Source organism: Chryseobacterium sp. UF-290 (assembly GCF_058245615.1).
The window spans coordinates 46,075-61,455 of record NZ_JBSICB010000014.1; the positions used below are offsets into that span (position 1 = coordinate 46,075).

The 15,381-nt window shown below is 36.7% G+C and carries 20 protein-coding genes; 5 read left to right on the top strand and 15 right to left on the bottom strand.

Going from position 1 to position 15,381, the window contains the following annotated elements:
• The first annotated feature begins 12 nt into the window (after positions 1–12).
• The gene (locus AC4IF5_RS15600) at positions 13–483 is read left to right on the top strand and encodes an Lrp/AsnC family transcriptional regulator (protein WP_002984446.1); all 471 of its coding nucleotides are present in this window, start codon (positions 13–15) and stop codon (positions 481–483) included.
• 69 nt (positions 484–552) lie between these two features.
• A complete protein-coding gene (locus AC4IF5_RS15605) occupies positions 553–930 on the top strand; it encodes a hypothetical protein (protein WP_490736074.1) in 378 nt (125 codons plus the stop codon).
• A 2-nt stretch (positions 931–932) separates the two neighbouring features.
• On the opposite strand, the gene gwsS is transcribed toward AC4IF5_RS15605, so the two are convergent.
• From gwsS to AC4IF5_RS15625, 4 genes are all read right to left on the bottom strand, one after another.
• Complete coding sequence (gene gwsS, locus AC4IF5_RS15610) at positions 933–2,027, bottom strand: grasp-with-spasm system SPASM domain peptide maturase (protein ID WP_490736076.1); 1,095 nt, start codon at positions 2,025–2,027, stop codon at positions 933–935.
• A gap of 172 nt (positions 2,028–2,199) precedes the next feature.
• Positions 2,200–3,105 (bottom strand): grasp-with-spasm system ATP-grasp peptide maturase, encoded by a 906-nt coding sequence (gwsG, locus tag AC4IF5_RS15615; RefSeq protein WP_490736078.1) that lies wholly within the window; start codon positions 3,103–3,105, stop codon positions 2,200–2,202.
• Complete coding sequence (locus tag AC4IF5_RS15620; protein ID WP_490736080.1) at positions 3,102–3,998, bottom strand: hypothetical protein; 897 nt, start codon at positions 3,996–3,998, stop codon at positions 3,102–3,104. Before AC4IF5_RS15620 ends, gwsG begins: the two co-directional genes overlap by 4 nt.
• 94 nt (positions 3,999–4,092) lie before the next feature.
• Positions 4,093–4,278: a TIGR04139 family peptide modification target gene (locus AC4IF5_RS15625; RefSeq protein ID WP_490736082.1), complete on the bottom strand. Its 186-nt coding sequence runs from the start codon at positions 4,276–4,278 to the stop codon at positions 4,093–4,095.
• 741 nt (positions 4,279–5,019) lie between these two features.
• Between AC4IF5_RS15625 and AC4IF5_RS15630 the strand changes: the two genes are divergently transcribed.
• From AC4IF5_RS15630 to AC4IF5_RS15640, 3 genes are all read left to right on the top strand, one after another.
• On the top strand, positions 5,020–5,553 hold the full coding sequence (locus tag AC4IF5_RS15630) for a DUF4303 domain-containing protein (RefSeq protein WP_490736083.1): 534 nt from the start codon (positions 5,020–5,022) through the stop codon (positions 5,551–5,553).
• 331 nt (positions 5,554–5,884) lie between these two features.
• A complete protein-coding gene (locus AC4IF5_RS15635) occupies positions 5,885–6,364 on the top strand; it encodes a hypothetical protein (RefSeq protein WP_490736085.1) in 480 nt (159 codons plus the stop codon).
• Entirely contained in the window at positions 6,342–6,857 is a 516-nt protein-coding gene (locus AC4IF5_RS15640; RefSeq protein WP_490736087.1) for a hypothetical protein, read from the top strand. Before AC4IF5_RS15635 ends, AC4IF5_RS15640 begins: the two co-directional genes overlap by 23 nt.
• Positions 6,858–7,028: 171 nt before the next feature.
• Here the strand turns inward: AC4IF5_RS15640 and AC4IF5_RS15645 are convergent, their stop codons facing one another.
• The 11 genes from AC4IF5_RS15645 to AC4IF5_RS15695 all read right to left on the bottom strand — a co-directional run bounded on the left by AC4IF5_RS15645 (position 7,029) and on the right by AC4IF5_RS15695 (position 15,333).
• Positions 7,029–7,976, bottom strand: a complete 948-nt coding sequence (locus tag AC4IF5_RS15645) for a transketolase family protein (RefSeq protein ID WP_490736089.1) — start codon at positions 7,974–7,976, stop codon at positions 7,029–7,031.
• 30 nt (positions 7,977–8,006) lie between these two features.
• Positions 8,007–8,948, bottom strand: a complete 942-nt coding sequence (locus AC4IF5_RS15650; RefSeq protein ID WP_490736091.1) for a transketolase — start codon at positions 8,946–8,948, stop codon at positions 8,007–8,009.
• Between the two features lie 19 nt (positions 8,949–8,967).
• Complete coding sequence (locus tag AC4IF5_RS15655) at positions 8,968–9,153, bottom strand: hypothetical protein (protein ID WP_490736093.1); 186 nt, start codon at positions 9,151–9,153, stop codon at positions 8,968–8,970.
• A 517-nt stretch (positions 9,154–9,670) separates the two neighbouring features.
• Positions 9,671–11,230: a sodium:solute symporter gene (locus AC4IF5_RS15660; protein WP_490736095.1), complete on the bottom strand. Its 1,560-nt coding sequence runs from the start codon at positions 11,228–11,230 to the stop codon at positions 9,671–9,673.
• A 113-nt stretch (positions 11,231–11,343) separates the two neighbouring features.
• Positions 11,344–11,631, bottom strand: coding sequence for a GNAT family N-acetyltransferase (locus AC4IF5_RS15665; protein ID WP_002984420.1), 288 nt, complete (start codon positions 11,629–11,631; stop codon positions 11,344–11,346).
• 1 nt (position 11,632) lies between these two features.
• Entirely contained in the window at positions 11,633–12,028 is a 396-nt protein-coding gene (locus AC4IF5_RS15670) for an OsmC family protein (RefSeq protein WP_490736097.1), read from the bottom strand.
• On the bottom strand, positions 12,028–12,246 hold the full coding sequence (locus tag AC4IF5_RS15675; RefSeq protein WP_490736099.1) for a (4Fe-4S)-binding protein: 219 nt from the start codon (positions 12,244–12,246) through the stop codon (positions 12,028–12,030). The genes AC4IF5_RS15670 and AC4IF5_RS15675 overlap by 1 nt, the downstream gene beginning before the upstream one ends.
• Positions 12,247–12,418: 172 nt before the next feature.
• Positions 12,419–12,958: an NADPH-dependent FMN reductase gene (locus tag AC4IF5_RS15680; protein WP_490736101.1), complete on the bottom strand. Its 540-nt coding sequence runs from the start codon at positions 12,956–12,958 to the stop codon at positions 12,419–12,421.
• Positions 12,959–12,986: 28 nt separating this feature from the next.
• Entirely contained in the window at positions 12,987–13,886 is a 900-nt protein-coding gene (locus tag AC4IF5_RS15685; protein WP_490736103.1) for a pirin family protein, read from the bottom strand.
• A 58-nt stretch (positions 13,887–13,944) separates the two neighbouring features.
• Entirely contained in the window at positions 13,945–14,256 is a 312-nt protein-coding gene (locus AC4IF5_RS15690) for a GNAT family N-acetyltransferase (protein ID WP_490736105.1), read from the bottom strand.
• Between the two features lie 201 nt (positions 14,257–14,457).
• Complete coding sequence (locus tag AC4IF5_RS15695) at positions 14,458–15,333, bottom strand: pirin family protein (RefSeq protein WP_490736107.1); 876 nt, start codon at positions 15,331–15,333, stop codon at positions 14,458–14,460.
• Positions 15,334–15,381 lie beyond the last annotated feature (48 nt).

Here is a 15,381-nt window from a genome sequence, read left to right on the forward strand (position 1 = left end):
AATTTAACTAATATGAACTATCAACTGGACGAAATAGACAAGAAGATTCTTGATTTCTTAGTAGAAAACACAAGAATGCCTTTTACTGAAATTGCAAAGCAGATGGATGTTTCTGCTGGAACAATTCACGTAAGAGTGAAAAAGATGGAGGATGCAGGTATTATTTTGGGATCATCTCTTAACATCGATTATGGTAAGCTGGATTATCATTTTACAGCTTTTATCGGAATTCTTTTGACAAAATCAAACCGTACTCAGGAAGTATTGAAAGAATTGTCAACTATTCCTAATGTAATCGAAGCCAGCGTTATTTCCGGAAAATATAATATTTTCTGTAAAGTAAGAGCTAAGAATACAGATGATGCTAAAAGAATTATTTATCAGATAGATGACATTCAGGATGTAATGAGAACGGAAAGTATGATCTCTATGGAGGAATTCTTAAGTGACAAGAACAGACTGATCAACGCTATTTCTGTGTAAGTCAAATTTTAAACGAATAATTATAAAAGAACTTATGAAATCTCTCATAAGTTCTTTATTTTTGTATCTATGGAAGAATACAGCTATTTTGACGAGGATCCGAAGAAAGGATGGGGATTTGTACTGGCGTTTTTAGCCTTAATGTTGTTTACCATAATGGGACTGGGAATTGATGTGGATGAATATTTGCAGCACGATTACCTTGATATTCCGAGATGGTACTTTTATATCATCTTTTCAATCGATGTATTGATGATGCTGGGGCTTGTACTGATGTTCTTCTACAGAAAAGCAGGGATCTTTATGTTTCCGGCTCTGCTGGTCCTGCATTTCTTTATGCACAATTACTATCTGTCAACATTTTTATATACCGATGTTACTAACCTTTTCCTTTTTACAGGTTTTGGGATGCTGGCTATAATTCCGAAATGGAAGTTTTTTAGATAGAGTCACAGGCTGGCAGATCTTTGAAGTTCCTGTACATGATAATGTTGGATGGCTTTGTGTTTTAAAGGGTTTTTAGCCCAATCTTTCCACTCTCCGGAATAAGGATCATAGCCGCATTTTAAAGGCTTTGAAATATCAAGTCCTTCTCCGTTTGTATGATTCATTTCTGTATAAGCTCTGCAGTCAGTGCAGATATAACGGAATTCACAGTCTTTGCAGCCTTCTATACTGTCTTTAGTGAGATTCCAGTATTTCTTGAATCCTTTTTGTATCAAAGCCTTTTCAAGGCTGTCTTTATAAATGTTCCCAAAGCTTTCAGACATCAGGGGACAGTTTTTAATATTTCCGTTTCTGTCGATACCAATCTTTTTATACAGACATGAGTTGTAATTCATGGCTTCCAGAACTTTAGGAAGGTTTGTATTGAAATATTTCAGATCCACTTTTCCACAGGCTGATATTTTTAAGTCTTCTTTTACGAATTGTAGGGCGAATCTATATTCATTTTTAGCTTTGAAAGGAGGCACGGAACAATTGTAGAAGATGAGGTTGTAAATTCGTCTTGTGTCTTTATGGAGAGCCTGTATAAAAGATTGGTCGATCTTCCGGTGAAACGGAGAAAAGATCTCTATTCCTGATAATACCGAAACATCAAAGGTCTTATCTATTTCTATAAAGTCGTCGACGGTCAATGGCTTTAAGCTGTAAATAACCAGGTATTTTATATCAAGGTTTTCTATTGAGGGCTTTATTTTTTTCAATAGATCAATCTCAGTCATTTCAATAAAAAGGTCAGTCACTGCACTGGGCTCATAATATTCATATGAAATAGGTGGGAAATTTCTGTCCCAGTCATTCTCTGTGATAAACCCGTATTCTTTTTCCAATAGAAGATCCAGATACTCCTGAATGATCTTTTTAGATTCATCATCATAAGCGCTCATCAAATCTTCTATGGAATGCTTTTTCAGTTCCTCTGTCATTTCATACAATTCTAGAGGATAAAGCTCAGAGATATTTCTTTGCAGGTCTGAAATGAGAATCCTGCCGGCACCTTTTGTGATCTGTATGGTGGAGAATAAATTAAAATACTTCATAATAGCCGATTCAACGATTTTATGGGTTTTTCTCTGATATAGAAATTAGTCTGGAGCTTCTTACAATTTATAAAAGTTACAACATCGCTTTGTTTTTTCAGTTTTTGATCTTTAAAAACTTCTATATGTTTAAAAGTAAGCGGAAGTTTGTTTGTTTCTTTAATTTTAATTTTCATAAATAGTTTGCTATTTCTTTATCCAACGAATAGTTACAGGTATAAGATAATCCCATAAACTGCCCAATGGTATTGACTTCCAAGAAATAAAATTTACCATCTTTTCCTTTGATGAAATCCAATGATCCACAATTAAGGTCTAATGCCTGCATCAGAAGGTGGATTTTATCTTCAATATCCAAGGATAATTTGTACGGGACATTTCGATTGGGATTGTCCAGATTGTATTTTCTGAAATCCGTTTTGGTTTGTTCATCATTCTGAGAAAAGATAGCCATTGAATAGCATTTTCCATTAAGGTAAAATGTTCTGATTTCAAATTCCTTATCAATTTTATCTTGAAAAAATGTAGTAAAGAACTTCAACTTTTCTTTCTTATGTATAATTGAGGTATACATAATCCCATTTAGATCCGTATTAATATCATCTAATATCGGGTTTCCTCCAATCGTTTTAGTAATCGTTGTACCCAAAGAAACCTGATCTGTACTGTCAGCCAAAAAATATTCAGGAACCTCTAAGCCTGCTTTTATAGCTTCTTCTAATACCAATAACTTATTAACATCACTATTGCTTTCTTTATTGATATGTTTTTTAGATTCCAATGTTTTTCTGACATAGTCTTCCAGCCAATGTTGTACTTCATTCATATGGGCATTAACAGCCTGATTTTCATATCTCAATTTTCTGATCTTTAAGCGGCCTCTTCTATACCATACACTGGTAATGTCCTCAAGAAAAAAAGAATTTCTTTCACTCTCTAAGATTATTTTTCGGTTTTCAGTTTTGATTTCAAAAATTTCATCTTCATGTACACGAATAAATTTCTTACTTATTTTCACAAGCCATTTTATTATCAGATTAGTTGTCCTCTCATTGTTTTTGGAAATAATAAGGATCATTTTTTAAAGTAATCTTTTGTGATTTTAGAAGAATGTTTAAGACTCGGTAAGCCTATTTTTTTTCTTTCACGGTTTGCTTTTATTGTATCCACGATAGCATCATAGCTTGGGTAAACACCATATAACATTCCTTCTTTGCTGATTTGTAGATTGTGCCGATCTACCATATTGGCGTAGTCTTTTGGGATACAGTCTCCGGATTTTATATATTCCAGCATTTTTGCTTTGAAATAAGGATATTCTTTTTCACCTATCATATGGCTGAGCAAGGGGTGCATTGGCATAAATACACCGTCATTTCCGATAAGTCCGATTTTTTGTACTGAAGGATAGCCATAGTTTTCAAAGGTCCATTTCAACAGCTGTGCATTTATCTTGTCATTTTTTTCCATAAGCTGAAAGTTTCTCCTACCTTCAGCCTGATCACGGGTGAAAGCAATACTGAAGGAATCTACCAACCTTTTATTTAAACCTTTTTTCCAGTCTGCAATTCTCTGTTTTACTTCGGTGCTATCTATGCCATACTTTTTGAACAATCCGAAATAGCTTCCATATGACCCTTCGTAAGGAGCAATTAGAGGGATAAGCTTGTATAGACTTTTCTTTCCACCGAAATTCTTTTGATGTTGATCTGCCAGCTTAATATAAGTCTCATATTCTTTAATACGTTCCTGGTTTTTAGGGTTGTATTTTTTGAACAGCTTTCGGTATTGCTTTATAGCTTTATCGGGTTGGTTAGCAATCCGGTAAAGACTGTCAATTTCATTTACTTTGTTATAGTAAATAATATAATTGTGGTTTGTACTTTTACACGAGAAGAATGTAAAGCTGATGATAAGCAGATGTATTGTATATATTCTAAGGTTTGATTTCAAAGTTAATTTTTGTAGCATTTTGTATTTTCAGTTTGTGCGTTGTAAGAACTGAATCTATCAACTGCAAAAGGAAGGTTGTCTCCCTTTTACAGTGATTAGATTAATGTGTTTTTTAGCAAACTTCTAAAGTTGATACATGTTGATGATCAACCCATGTTTCTTTATCATAACAATCTCCTCTGTTTGTAGGAACATAATTGACCGCACTACCAGTTCCACCTTGAATATTCTGAAGATTTTTCATTTTTTTGTTTTCCAAAGCAGAGAAGTCTCTCTTCATTCCATTTAATTTTTTCATTTTGATATTTTTTTAGTTTGATAAATTAGTTGTGCCATATAATCCCTGACATCGGGCTGAATAATTCCTCTATATTATCCTGTACTGTACACATACGATCAAAAATGAAGAATGTATTTCATCAACGTTGATGGGATAAAACTATAAATATTCAGATCACGTAATAGTGATAAATTTTGATTTGTATGTGCAATTTTTTATTATATTTTTCGGTGATTTCATCCATACAAATTGTACAAATCCGTTTTAATGATCATGAGAAAATTTTAGGAAAAAACAAAAATTCTTTTAAAAGTATAAAGTATTGTTTGACAAGATAAAAGGGGGCTTAAATTAATATAGCATAAAGCTGTAACATTTTTCTATTGTACAAAATACCTGATCAATTTTGATGTGTACCAGAATTTGCTGATAAACAGAAATTATACTTTAATTTGCATTAAAGAAATGCAATAACTTAGCTAAAAAAAGACGAGTTGAGAAGTGAAATTCAGGAGTATAAAATTGTAAGTCCAAAGAAACTTCCTGGCTGTTCAGATATGGAGAGGTGCCGCCATTGCTTCTGGCAGCGGCTCTTATCATTCCAGGATTGGTCATGTATAGCAGAAACAGATAACCTGAAACCGGAATATTATAGCTATAATCATGAAATTGGCTATACTTTAAAAGAATATAGTAATCTGATTTGACGGGATTAGGGTAATTTTACCGCCCATTTTAAATTTAAAGAAGAGGAGAATTATGGATTTTGAAATTTTGAAACAGGAGATAGAAAATGCGGCAAAGAAGGCTTTTTTAGAAATGTATGAAAAGCATGGTGCAGAAAATATTTACAGTTTTGCATTATACAGTGATGAAGGAGCGATGACGGTATGCCCGGCTTCCAATACTTTGGAGGAGCTTGATACAGAAGATGAGGATGATGCGCTCTATTATAAATATGAACCGGCTGAGTGGACGTATGAAATGGAGGGGGCTGATAAAGAGTTTAATGAGATCTGTGCAAAGTTAAGAGCAGAACTTGACAAAAATGGTGATGATAATGACTGGTTTGAAGATTTTCAGGCTAAGCTTTATACGACCTGTATTGAAGTATTGGAAAAACTTAAAAACGAAGATTTTTTCAAACAGATTACCGGCAAAGATGTTTTCCTGTTTTTTACAGTTTCAGATTATGAATTTGACAGGAAGGATCTGAAAGAGATCATTACCAGACTTAATGATAATGAGTATAAAACTGAATATCTGGAATGGATGGATACCTGGGGCAATTAAAAGGATGAAGAATAAATACCAATTTCATTATAACAAAGCTGTTTAAACTTTTCCAATGAAAACCAAAAAATCCCAAAAAAGATTAAACACTTGTTTTTAAATCACAAGCTTGCTGCACAATAAGTACACTTGAGCTTTATGAAAATCTTTGATTTTCTTCTTATGTGAACTTTTTATACAGTATCATTTTAAACTAACTTAAGTGGACTTAAGTGTTTAGAATAAAAGCTTTTTCAAGTCAAAAAATAGCTGTGATTCTTATAAGATAAAAAGTTTAAACAGATTCAACATTAAAATATAAACATCAATTAAAAAAATAAAACGTTTTATTATGAACAACTATAAATTTTATAGACAGGAAGGAAATCAGTATATTTTTAAAAATCAACCGGTATTTGTATCCGTGTTGTGCATTATTTTTTTAATAATAGCAGCACTTATTTTTAACAGTGTCAGAACCCTTAGCTTTATTATTATAGCAGTTGTGGCGCTTATCATTATCAATTTCTTTACCAAGAAATTCATCATCGATATGGACCGGAAGACCATTACCGGAAAGCATAGCATCTTTGTTCCGGCGAAAACGTATGCGATTCAGGATTTTACCAACTTTCATGTGCTGGCCACAAAATATCTGGGCTTCATTACCACAAATGTAATGCTGTCTATTTATTTTGAAGTTGACGGTAAAGAAAAACACCTGACAATAGGACAGGCTCTGACCCATGCAGGAATCCAAAAGATGGTAAATGAAACTGAGGATATTATGAACATCAATGATCCGGGCCATGAGCGTAACAGACCGCTATAAATTTGAAGAGAACGGCAGTGAAATAAGCTTTATGCCCAACTACAGCTTCCTGCGAACTTTGGTATGGTGGCTGGCGTTAGGAGTAATAGCACTTCTGGTGATTATCTATTACTTTATGGACCAGATGTCCGGTGATCAATTTAAAATTGCTCTTGGACTATGGGCAGCCTACATGGCATATTTCCTGTTTGATCTGGTTTTCCGGGTTCCTGTGAAATATATTTTTGACAAGTCTGAGAAGTGTATTTACAGGAAACTGTTTCTGTCTAAAAAGATCATGAATTTTGATGAAATGATCTATTTTATCAATGATGAATGGGGAGGATATTACTATTCGATCGGAAAAAAAAGAAACCAGTTTGTAAAAAACTACAGGATCAGCAATTATTTTTCAGGTTCAAAGGCGTCTAACAGGAAAGAAGATGAGTATATAAAGGAAATATTATGTCCTGTTCTGATCGCTGTAGGACTTCCGCTGAATCAGCCTGAATAGAACAAATAACGATAATAAGTAGGGTAGGAACTACAACTATGATAATTAACCATTCTTTGCCACCAGGGGGCAAATATATTCAGTAAATAATCAGCATCTGATAAATCATGCACCAAAAAAAGCCGCGGCTGTTTCAAAGAAACAGCCGCGGCTATATTATGAAGCTAATTCTTAGTTAGCTAAAACTCTCTTTACAGCTTCTTTCACGGCTGCAGCATCAATTTTATACTTCTTCATCAGTTCAGCAGGTGTTGCAGACTCTCCGAAAGTATCATTCACCGCTACAAATTCCTGTCTTGTAGGTCTTCTTCTTGCAAGCATTCCCGCAACAGATTCCCCTAAACCTCCAAGGTAATTGTGCTCCTCAGCAGTTACGATCTTACCGGTTTTTTCAACCGACTTTAAAATGATCTCTTCATCAAGAGGCTTGATCGTGTGGATGTTGATCACCTCACAGGAAATACCTTCTTTTTCAAGCTCATCAGCAGCTACAAGAGATTCCCATACAAGGTGTCCCGTTGCAACGATTGTTACATCAGCACCTTCCTGAAGCATGATTCCTTTTCCGATTTCGAAAGGCATATCTTCAGGGATGAATACAGGAACGGTAGGTCTTCCGAATCTTAAATATACAGGACCTTCGTGGTCAGCGATAGCAATAGTTGCCGCTTTGGTCTGGTTGTAGTCACAAGGGTTGATTACTGTCATTCCCGGAAGCATTTTCATCATCCCGATATCTTCAAGAACCTGGTGAGTCGCTCCGTCTTCCCCTAAAGTAAGACCGGCGTGGGATGCACAGATCTTTACATTTTTCCCGGAGTAAGCGATAGACTGACGGATCTGGTCATATACTCTTGAAGTAGAGAAATTAGCGAAAGTTCCTGTAAAAGGAATTTTCCCTGTAATGCTCAAACCTGCAGCAAGTCCCATCATGTTAGCTTCAGCAATACCTACCTGGAAGAATCTTTCAGGAGCCTTCTCAATGAATTTCTCCATTTTCAGAGAACCGATAAGGTCTGCACAAAGCGCTACTACATTCGGGTTTTTATCAGCAAGTTCAGCTAATCCTGCTCCGAATCCTGAACGAGTGTCCTTTTTTTCTGTATATGTATATTTCATTTTTATTTTATTAATCGATATTGTAAGATATTAGTAATCCGCCGGAGCTTCCAGGTATAATTGTTTGAAAGCTGTATCCAGCTGCTCATCATTAGGAGCTTTCCCGTGCCAGGCATGAGTACCCATCATATAATCTACTCCGTAACCCATCTCCGTGTGAAGGATAATCGCTACAGGCTTTTCTTTTCCTGTTTCTGCTTTTGCTCTTTCAAGAATACCAATGACAGCTTCAAGATCATTACCGTTCTTTTCTTCCAAAACGATCCATCCGAATGCCTCAAGTTTAGCATGAAGATTACCTAAGCTTAATACATCATCTGTATCACCGTCGATCTGACGGCCATTGTAGTCAATAGTAGAGATGATGTTATCTACTTTTTTAGCAGCAGCGTACATTAAAGCTTCCCAGATCTGACCCTCCTGAAGCTCACCGTCTCCGTGAAGAGAGTAAACAAGAGACTGTTCTCCGTCTAATTTTTTACCTTCAGCTACACCAAGAGCAACAGAAAGCCCTTGCCCAAGAGAACCTGAAGCGATTCTGATACCGGGAAGACCTTCATGAGTAGTAGGGTGCCCCTGTAATCTTGAGTCTAATTTTCTGAAAGTTCTCAGCTCGTCTACCGGAAAGAAGCCAAATCTTGCCAAAGTAGAGTAGAACACCGGAGAGATGTGTCCGTTCGATAGATAAAAATGATCTTCATTTTTGCCTTCCATCGTGAAAGGAAGTTTATAGTTCATTACCTTTCCGTAAAGAGCTGTGAAGTATTCCGTACAGCCTAAACTTCCGCCCGGGTGTCCTGAATTTACAGCGTGAACCATTCTTAAAATGTCTCTTCTGATCTGCGTAGTAAGAGATTTTAACTCTTCAATACTTTTACTCATTATATCTGATTTATTTGCACGCAAATTTACACTTTTTTGGCGGCTTACGGAAATGCAAAAATCCGGATCTGAAAACCCGGATTTTGACATATTTAAATATTTCCTGCTTTTAACAGCCTTCGTTGATGTAAACTGAAATTTCAGTAACGATGCTGTTAACCAATTTAAAAATTAATTGTGTTCCCGCATCATCGTCCTCCAGGGTAAAATATCCTGCTTCTTTCAGACGCTTTTCATTTTTATCATCCCATCCCGGATTTACATTGAAATGAGGATAATTTTTGTAGGTATACAATAAATACTTTCTATCTATGCTAGCTTGAACTGAGCTTGTTTAAAGTAAATGGCAGCTAAGAGAATACGAAGCAAATACGTTTAATTTTATGATCAATCTGAATAGCTCAACATAAAAATTCTAACTTAAGATCTAAACCTAACAGGTTTTTAAAACCTGTTAGGTTTACTACCTCAAATATCCTTAAAATTTTCAGGAAACTTTAAACAAGTTCACTATAAAAATTGAGACTATAATGATCGTTTTTGTAATAATCAAATGATGTGAAAATAAAGTCAGGATGACTTCATTATGTATTGGTTTCAAAGATACTCAAAATACATGATTCTGTAAGGCCCCGTCAATTTTTCCGGTTTAGAGTAAAGCATAAAATAACGCCTCAACAATAAAAAATCCCGGATGATTAACCCGGGATGATATTTATTATTTCATTATGATCTATCAATAGAAATGGATTATGGTGCGTTTAGATATAAAATAAATTTCCATTGAGCTTAAACTTAAAGCTACTCGTAGATTAAACCATTTTCAAATACTGCCTGCTCTTCACCATCCATAGTCCGATGAATGTCAGAAATCCGTTAAGGACGATCAGCTCCACCCCGATTCGGTAATCCGTATAATTGGTAACCGCCATATTGATCAGATAAGTAAGAACAGGGGCTAAAATGGTCACCATAAGAATTGAATATTTCTTCGAAATCTGAAATTTGGTAAAAATTCCAAAAGCGAAAAGTCCCAGAAGAGGCCCGTAAGTATAGCCGGCAACTTCCATGATCAGGTAAACGATAGATTTGTCGTTCAGGGCTTTGAAAACCATGATCAGAATGAAGAATATCACAGTGAAGGTCAAATGTACTTTCATACGAAGGCGTTTCTTTTCTTTTTCCGTTCTGGTCTTATCTTCATTAAGGTTGAGCAGGTCTACACAATATGAGCTCGTTACGGCTGTTAAAGCCCCGTCAGCGGAAGGAAATAACGCTGAAATCAATCCGATGATAAAAATAATGGAAATAGTCATCGGGAAATATCCCTGAAGGGAAAGTGCAGGGAAAAGGTCATCTCCCATGATATTTTTAATATTGCCCGAAGCATCTTTAAATCCAAAAATATGGGTAACGGTTTCACCATTTATTGTTGCGTATTCCGCACCGTTCTGCAGGGCAAAAAGATAAAGTAATCCACCCAGGAATAAGAAGGCAAGGTTCACAAGAAGTAATGTTCCTGCAAAGGTGAGCATATTTTTCTTTGAGTTCCTGAGATTGTCAACAGAGATATTCTTCTGCATCATTTCCTGATCAAGTCCCGTCATGGCAATGGTAATAAAGATACCTCCCAGAATGGTTTTCATGAAAAATGTTTTTGAGTTGGGATCAAAATTGATGAAATGCGTATAGTTTTTCTGTCCCAAAATAGTATATGCTTCCCCAAAAGATAAATTCAGGTTGGATAGAATATATACAATACAGGCTATCAAGCTGATGATCATGAAGGAAGTCTGTAAAGTATCGGTAATTACAATTGTTTTTACCCCTCCTTCAAAAGTATAGAGAAGCACCATCAGCAAAAGGATAAGAGAGGTCAGCCAAAACGGTACTCCCAGGCCTTCCAGCAGGAATATCTGTAAAACGTTTACCACAAGATACAGCCTTGCCGTAGCTCCGATCGCTCTGGAAATGATAAAAAATATTGAGCCTATCTTATGCGCTTCCACATTAAATCTCTTCCCCAGATAGGTATAAATGGAAGTCAGGTTCATCTTATAATACAGTGGCAGCAATATGGCGGCAACAATAAAATACCCGATGAAAAAACCGATCACCATCATATAATATTCGAAACCTCCGTAGATATATTCGGAGCCGGTCATCTTACCGACAGTTCCCGGAACAGAAATAAAGGTAACCCCGCTTAAACTGGTTCCTATCATCCCGAATGCAACGAGCCACCATTTACTTTTTTTATTCCCGATAAAAAACGACTGATTATCAGAATTCCGGCTTGTGAAATAGGAGATCACCAAAAGACCTACAAAATAGACAAAAACAAATAGCAAAAGGACTGTTCCTGGATTCATGCTTATATTTTAAATTTTAGCAAATATAGTTTTTTTCTGTTCTGTTAAAAAAAGAAAAAACCTTTCAGGGGTATCCGCTGAAAGGTTTGTATGGTAAGGGTGGAAAACAGTGACTAATTCACTAAAACATCCTGAAGTTCCTCACTCTTTTGGAAGCTTGCTTTAGCAAAAGGACAGAGCGGAATGATCTTCTTTCCGTTTTTCCTGGCAAAATCTACTGCTGCCAGAAGCATTTCCTTACCTACACCTTTTCCGTTGTAAGCTTCTTCCACCTCAGTGTGGTCAATAATAAATCTTTCTTCTCCTGCCCAGGTATAGGTCATCATTCCTGCGCGTCTTCCATCTATGAAAGCTTCAAAACTTCCGTGTTTCTCGTCGTTGTTTTGTTTTACTTCGATCATATTATGAGAATTTGGTTAGTATTTCTATGTCGTTTGTTAATATTTTGTGAACCGGACACGCGTCTGCAATGGTATGGAGCCTTTTCATCTGCTCTGCATCCAAAACGCCTTCAAAATTGATATCTCTTTTGAAAACCGCTCTTTTGGTCAGTGGATAATTTTCAAGCTCCACTTCTACGCTGATATTGTCTACGTCCCATTCCTTTCTTTCAATGTACATTCTCAGAGTAGCTGCCGTACAGCTTGCAAGGGATGTTGCCAGAATTTCCATAGGGTTGAAGCCTTTGTTCTGACCGCCTTTATCGATAGGCTCATCAGTAATGATCCGGTTTTCACCAGCTGTTACTTCCGTATAATATTTTGTTTTTCCTAAACTTGCTTTTACCGTTACCGCCATTATTTTTCTGTATTGAATTTATAACTTAATGCTCCTGAAGGGCATTGGTCTATCTGTGTTCTAAGCTCTTCCGGACTTGCATTTTGTGCTTTTATCCAAGGTCTGTCTTTAGGATTATAGACTTTGGGAAGCATTTTTACACATACAGCGGAGTGGATGCACTTCTGAGGCTGCCAGATGACAGTGATGTCGCCGTTGGGATATTCGTGTGTTTCCATATCAAGGTTTCTTTTAATGATTTGTCAGGAATCAGCCATATGAGAGCCACGATGTATAAAAATCTGTGGCAATATAAGGATAAAAAAAAGAAGTTGCTATGCCGGGTATATAAAATATAATCGATATATATTCTTTATATTCTGATATGGATAGCCTCCTTCAGTTTTGAATTTAATGATTGGTTTTAACCTGATTTTTAAAATTTTCGATTTTCGATTTCAGGTCTGCCAGCATATCAGGATTGATCACTCCGCTTTCCATATCAAAATTTTCGTAGAATTTAGGAAGTGAAAACGTGTCCTTGATATCAGCGGCAAACTGAGGAAAAAATGTCTTCGCCGTATTCATCACATTGCCCCCTCCATAGCCTCCGGGAGAAGTGCTCATCAGAAACATAGGCTTGTTCTGAAATACTTTTACATTGATCCTTGAAGCCCAGTCAAAAACATTCTTGAATGCCGCACTATAAGACCGGTTGTGCTCAGCAAGAGAGCAGATGATAACATCAGACTCCTCAATCACTTTTAAAAACCGATGCGCTTCATCCGGAAATCCCTTTTTCTCAAGATCCACCGAAAAAACAGGCATAGTGAAATCGTTGAGGTCAATGAGATTGATTTCCTCATTCTGGAAATCTTTCAGAACAAACTTTACCAGTTCCCTGTTGATAGAAGTGGAAGATGTGCTTCCTGCGAATGCTAATATTTTCATGGCTTTAATGCTTGATCCTGACCGGATATTATTTTCTGTTTAAAATTGATTTGGGTAGCGGAACATATTCATGCTCATCACCGGGAACCAGGGGAAATGCTTCATGATTCTGATCATTCCAGTTTACTTTGGCCTGATCGATCATTTCTTTATCAGAATTCACAAAGTTCCAGAATATAAAACGTTCCTTATCGAATGGCTCACCACCAAAAAGATAGACAGTACCATTCTCGCTCATATCAAATTCACAAAGCTTGGTATCTTTGGCAATCATCAGCTGTTTTGAACCATAAGAATTCCCTTCGGTAGTCACTGTTCCGTCCAGTACATACATGGCTGCTTCACCATAGAGATCTTTTCCGATGCTTATTTTTTTCGCTTCTTTTGTCTTGATCTCAATGAAAAATAATTTGCTGTGTACAGGAACCGGAGATGTTCTTCCGAATGCTTCACCGGCAATCAGTTTATACCGGATTCCGTCTTCTTCCCAAACAGGAATATCATCCTCTTCAATATGATGGAATGTAGGCTCTGCCTGCTCAAGATGCTTGGGAAGTCCCACCCAGATCTGGAACCCGTGTAGTCTTTTATCGCTGTGCCGCAAGTATTCCGGAGTTCTTTCTGAATGTACAACCCCTTTTCCGGCAGTCATCCAGTTGACGGCACCAGGTTTTATTTCAATAGCGCTTCCGATGCTGTCTCTGTGGAAAATAGATCCTTCAAGCAGATAGGTTAATGTGGATAACCCAATGTGAGGATGTGGAGGAACATCAAGATTCTGATAATCCTTTAGTTCGGAAGGGCCCATGTGGTCAATAAACACAAAAGGTCCAACCGCTCTTTTTTCACGGAAAGGAAGAAGTCTTCCTACCAGGAAGTTCCCTATATCCGCTGCTTTTTCTTCAATGATAAGTCCGATATTTGACATGATGATGTAATACTTTTTAAATGCTGTTTAAATTAAATTGAAAAGAGGTATGAATGATTTAAAGCTTGCCGTATCCTTCAAACCTTTCATCAACGATACGCTTCCATTCAGGATGCTTTCTGATAAAAGCAAAAACGTAGGGACAGTAGGGAAGAAGCTTTTTACCGCTTTCTTCAATATAGTTCAGTGTTTTTTCCACTACTGCAGCTGCGGCGCCTGTTCCTGCCAGTTCCGGTTCTGCCTCAGTATGTATCAAAGAGATCTGATGCGTTGTTTCACGGTAATCAATGAATGCAGAATGTCCGTTCACTTCTATTTCAAATCTTTTGTCGGTTTTTACCAAAGGGATATTTTCAAATTCTGGTTTCATAATTCTGGTTTAAAAGTTATGGGTTTAAAGGATCTGGATTTTCTGATATTTGTAAGGAAGATCAAGCCTTATAGGTTTTAAAAACCTATAAGGTTTAGTTATCAATATTAAGCCTCGATCCCTTATATTTCAACCCCAACATAATTATATATAAAGTTAATGAAAAAGGAATAATCAAAGATTAAGCTAAATTTAATTCTTTTAATCTTCCAGGTAGCCGAACTTTCCGGTATTGAAGTCTTCGAAAGCCTGCATGATCTCCTCTCTGGAATTCATTACAAAAGGTCCGTGAGGGTAGATCGGCTCATTGATGGGTTCTCCGCTGATGATCAAAACGACTGCATCTTCACTTGATTCAATAGTAAATGTTTCTCCCTCATTTTTAAACAAAACAAAGTGATCAGCCTTTACCTTTTCTTCTCCGTTTACGATGATGCTTCCTTCGATTACCAAAGCTGCCGTATTGAAATGAGCAGGAAAATTAAAATCCGCCTTTCCGCCTGCTTTAAGCTTTGCATTCATCATATGAACAGGAGTGAAAGTTGTGGCAGGACCTTTCTGTCCCTTATATTCTCCTGCAATGACTTCCACCCATCCATTTTCACCCAGATCAACCCTTTCCATCTTAGAGTTTTCAATGGCCTGATATTTCGGATTGCTCATTTTATCTTTTGCCGGAAGATTTACCCAAAGCTGAACCATCTGAAAGATTCCTCCTTCTTTTGCCCATTCTGTTTCATGATATTCTTTGTGAAGAATACCTTTTGCTGCGGTCATCCATTGTACATCACCTTCTCCGATAACGCCGCCCCCGCCTGCACTGTCATGATGTTCTACTCTGCCATTATAAGCTATGGTTACCGTTTCAAAACCTCTGTGTGGATGAACACCCACACCTCTTGGTCTGGCTGATCCATTGAAATGAAATTTCGAATTGTAATCAAGCATAATGAACGGGTCCATTCTTTTCATGTCTAATCCATGTACGCCTGGAATAAAATTATGAACCCTAAAACCATCACCCACAAAATGTGCAGGTCTTGGAGACACTACGATTTCTATTTGTTTAGTTGCCATAATATTGTTGATTTTATGTAAACAAAATTACCATAGTAATACATGAAA

Bases quoted from the DNA above. Each gene is read 5' to 3' on its own strand.
- AC4IF5_RS15600 (WP_002984446.1), top strand. From the start codon at position 13: ATGAACTATCAACTGGACGAAATAGACAAGAAGATTCTTGATTTCTTA.
- AC4IF5_RS15605 (WP_490736074.1), top strand. From the start codon at position 553: ATGGAAGAATACAGCTATTTTGACGAGGATCCGAAGAAAGGATGGGGA.
- gwsS (WP_490736076.1), bottom strand. From the start codon at position 2,027: ATGAAGTATTTTAATTTATTCTCCACCATACAGATCACAAAAGGTGCC.
- gwsG (WP_490736078.1), bottom strand. From the start codon at position 3,105: ATGATCCTTATTATTTCCAAAAACAATGAGAGGACAACTAATCTGATA.
- AC4IF5_RS15620 (WP_490736080.1), bottom strand. From the start codon at position 3,998: ATGCTACAAAAATTAACTTTGAAATCAAACCTTAGAATATATACAATA.
- AC4IF5_RS15625 (WP_490736082.1), bottom strand. From the start codon at position 4,278: ATGAAAAAATTAAATGGAATGAAGAGAGACTTCTCTGCTTTGGAAAAC.
- AC4IF5_RS15630 (WP_490736083.1), top strand. From the start codon at position 5,020: ATGGATTTTGAAATTTTGAAACAGGAGATAGAAAATGCGGCAAAGAAG.
- AC4IF5_RS15635 (WP_490736085.1), top strand. From the start codon at position 5,885: ATGAACAACTATAAATTTTATAGACAGGAAGGAAATCAGTATATTTTT.
- AC4IF5_RS15640 (WP_490736087.1), top strand. From the start codon at position 6,342: ATGAGCGTAACAGACCGCTATAAATTTGAAGAGAACGGCAGTGAAATA.
- AC4IF5_RS15645 (WP_490736089.1), bottom strand. From the start codon at position 7,976: ATGAAATATACATATACAGAAAAAAAGGACACTCGTTCAGGATTCGGA.
- AC4IF5_RS15650 (WP_490736091.1), bottom strand. From the start codon at position 8,948: ATGTCAAAATCCGGGTTTTCAGATCCGGATTTTTGCATTTCCGTAAGC.
- AC4IF5_RS15660 (WP_490736095.1), bottom strand. From the start codon at position 11,230: ATGAATCCAGGAACAGTCCTTTTGCTATTTGTTTTTGTCTATTTTGTA.
- AC4IF5_RS15665 (WP_002984420.1), bottom strand. From the start codon at position 11,631: ATGATCGAAGTAAAACAAAACAACGACGAGAAACACGGAAGTTTTGAA.
- AC4IF5_RS15670 (WP_490736097.1), bottom strand. From the start codon at position 12,028: ATGGCGGTAACGGTAAAAGCAAGTTTAGGAAAAACAAAATATTATACG.
- AC4IF5_RS15675 (WP_490736099.1), bottom strand. From the start codon at position 12,246: ATGGAAACACACGAATATCCCAACGGCGACATCACTGTCATCTGGCAG.
- AC4IF5_RS15680 (WP_490736101.1), bottom strand. From the start codon at position 12,958: ATGAAAATATTAGCATTCGCAGGAAGCACATCTTCCACTTCTATCAAC.
- AC4IF5_RS15685 (WP_490736103.1), bottom strand. From the start codon at position 13,886: ATGTCAAATATCGGACTTATCATTGAAGAAAAAGCAGCGGATATAGGG.
- AC4IF5_RS15690 (WP_490736105.1), bottom strand. From the start codon at position 14,256: ATGAAACCAGAATTTGAAAATATCCCTTTGGTAAAAACCGACAAAAGA.
- AC4IF5_RS15695 (WP_490736107.1), bottom strand. From the start codon at position 15,333: ATGGCAACTAAACAAATAGAAATCGTAGTGTCTCCAAGACCTGCACAT.